Annotated in this window: 3 tRNA genes; all 3 read right to left on the bottom strand. The window is 46.0% G+C overall.

Annotated features, from left to right (window positions below):
• Window positions 1-175: 175 nt before the first annotated feature.
• The 3 genes from M3600_RS28570 to M3600_RS28580 all read right to left on the bottom strand — a co-directional run bounded on the left by M3600_RS28570 (window position 176) and on the right by M3600_RS28580 (window position 423).
• Window positions 176-247, bottom strand: a tRNA-Glu gene (locus M3600_RS28570).
• Between the two features lie 3 nt (window positions 248-250).
• Window positions 251-341, bottom strand: a tRNA-Ser gene (locus M3600_RS28575).
• A gap of 7 nt (window positions 342-348) precedes the next feature.
• Window positions 349-423 (bottom strand) — tRNA-Asn (locus M3600_RS28580).
• Window positions 424-474 lie beyond the last annotated feature (51 nt).

A 474-nucleotide genomic window follows, 5' to 3' on the forward strand; every position in this document is an offset into this window, starting at 1 on the left:
CCAATGTTGGTGTTTATCAAAAAATATTCTTCTCAATATATTGGTCTCCATAAAATGAAAATACCACAGCTTAAATGACTGTGGTAGACCCAAATTTTTATACTTTCTTATCTTTTAAAAAAAACAATAGAAAGAGCTGTTGGCAATATACCAACAGCTCTTTCTATTGTAAGTATGACCCATACGGGATTCGAACCCGTGTTACCGCCGTGAAAGGGCGGTGTCTTAACCGCTTGACCAATGGGCCGTCTGGCGGAGAAGGAGGGATTTGAACCCTCGCGCCGCTTACGCGACCTACACCCTTAGCAGGGGCGCCTCTTCAGCCTCTTGAGTACTTCCCCAAAAAAATGGCTCCGCAGGTAGGATTCGAACCTACGACCGCTCGGTTAACAGCCGAGTGCTCTACCACTGAGCTACTGCGGAACAATAATATGGTGGGCCTAAATGGACTCGAACCATCGACCTCACGCTTAT

This window comes from Niallia sp. MER 6 (assembly GCF_023714395.1).
Classification (GTDB): domain Bacteria; phylum Bacillota; class Bacilli; order Bacillales; family Cytobacillaceae; genus Niallia.